2 protein-coding genes are annotated in these 2,150 nt (G+C 56.7%); both read left to right on the forward strand.

The features are described 5' to 3' along the window. Positions 1–318: YadA C-terminal domain-containing protein (locus tag RSO41_RS18440; RefSeq protein ID WP_315620720.1), on the forward strand; the 318-nt coding region annotated here is incomplete at its 5' end. 435 nt (positions 319–753) lie between these two features. Next, on the forward strand, positions 754–2,150 hold a 1,397-nt coding region (locus RSO41_RS18445), incomplete at its 3' end, for an ESPR-type extended signal peptide-containing protein (protein ID WP_315620721.1).

The raw sequence follows: 2,150 nt of genomic DNA on the forward strand, positions 1-2,150 counted from the left end.
GCGAATGTGGGGCAGCTGCAGGAACTGAACCAGCAGTTCAACCGGCAGATCGGTGGGCTCAACGATCGCATCGACGATGTCGAGGATGATTCCAATGCGGGCTCGGCCAGTGCCATCGCCGCAGCCTCCGTGCCCCAGGCCTATCTGCCCGGCAAGAGCATGGTGTCAGCCGGCGCGGGGACCTACAACGGCGAGTCGGCGGTGGCCGTGGGGGTATCGCGTCTCTCCGACAATGGTCGTTGGGCGGTGAAACTCAACGCCACTGGTGACTCCCAGGGCAACTTCGGTGCCGGTGTTGGTGCTGGCTTCCACTGGTAAGCAAGGTGAGAGCCTCGGGGCCGTCGTTTTGAAGGCCCCGAGGCAGAACAGCCAATACGGAAAGGAACTGTCGGAGAGAAGGACATCCGAAGGGCCAAGTTCACCCGAGATAGGTACCTTCATAGTCTTTAGGAGAGGATGAAGCTGCAGTATCAGTATTATTCTCAATCACAGAAGGAAAACGGGAGTTAACAAATTGAAGAGCACCTTTGCCATGGAGTTTTTGTAAACTTTTATGAAGGCAAGGTGGCTGCTTCAAGAGCATATGGCGAGTTCATAATAGTTCTCCTCTATATACATTGACCGACCACTCGAAGCCCATGTTTAGTGCGCACCTAAGAGGGGCATGGGTCAAGGCGGGCCTGTCCTGCAGAGTGGGCTTTCCTGGGAAAGCTTCTTCGACAGCATGGTCACGTAAATAGAAGGTGGGCAATTATGAACAATGTTTTTCGCATCGTCTGGAATCGAACGCTTGGTCGTCTGGTCGTGGCATCGGAAGCTGCTAGAACCTGCGACAAATCTACTGTACGACAAGTCGGAGTTTCTCCTGCGGTGCGAGATGCTGTTGCTAGCTCCGTTGGCAGGTTCTTCGCCTACTCGACTTTTGCATCCTTGCTGGTATTGCTGGGGTTGTCCGTGTCTCCGGCCAGCTTTGCCTCCAAGTATGCCGTGCTGAATGGGTCTGGAGACGGGCTGAGGGTTGGGGATGGTACTGTTGCCGAAGATACTGGCCTCACCACTCTATATTGGAGCAACCCCAATGTGGTCGGCATGGGGCTTCCCATTGATTATTCTGGTGGTTTGACTGTGCCCGGCGCGGTGGCTATCGGTACCAACGCCGAGGCGAGATCCCAGGGGTCGGTGGTTCTTGGTGCCGGTTCCATTGCAGAATCCCCCGAGACTTATTGGGGCGCTTCAACTGTCCTTGGTGCTTATTCGTATTCAGGCCATAATAATAATGTGGTGGTTGGTAATCGAGCGGTGGCAAATGAGTTTGCTAGTATCGCTGTTGGGCGAGAATCAGCATCGGTGGCTAGAAATGCTATTGCCTTCGGCAATGTGTCATCTGCGTTAGGTGATGGCGCCGTGGCCATGGGGCTGTCTTCTTTGGCTGAAGGTGAGCGTGCTATTGCGATCGGCTCGGCCGATACTAACCGGGATCATACGATGGATAGTACCCAGGCGCTGGGTATCGACTCTTTGGCTTTTGGTACTCGTGCGGTAGCCAGTCAGCAGGATGCGGTGGCGTTGGGTCGCGAAGCGACTGCGTCAGGTGCTCAGACGGTTGCGATCGGCACGACCGCCGATGCCGCGGCCGATCAGGCCGTGGCTATTGGTAACGCCACGCAGGCGGCCCTCAATGCTACTGCTATCGGTGGGCAGGCAACATCGTTAGGAGAGAATGCGGTCGCCATCGGGGTGCTTTCCGATGCGCAAGGCAATAACTCCCTGGCGGTGGGCAATCAGGCCGCTGCTACAGGGGCCGATAGTCTTGCCATGGGGCGTGATGCTTTCTCAAGCGCGGCAAGTGCTACCGCTATCGGTAATAATGCTCAATCATCTGGTGTGAACGCATTTTCTGCTGGCCCCGATAGCCTGGCATCGGGACAGGACGCCCTGGCTATCGGGAAAGGTGCCACAGCCTCAGGTGATCAGTCGATCAGCATCGGTACAGGCAATACTGTGGCCGGCATTGGGTCCGGCGCCATTGGCGATCCGACCACCATTACGGGATCGGGGTCCTATTCCGTGGGCAACGACAACACCATCGACGCCGACGAGGCCGGTGTTTTCGGCAACCGTAACGTGCTGGACGCTGCCGCGACCGGTAG

The organism is Halomonas sp. I1 (assembly GCF_032334135.1).
Lineage (GTDB): Bacteria > Pseudomonadota > Gammaproteobacteria > Pseudomonadales > Halomonadaceae > Halomonas.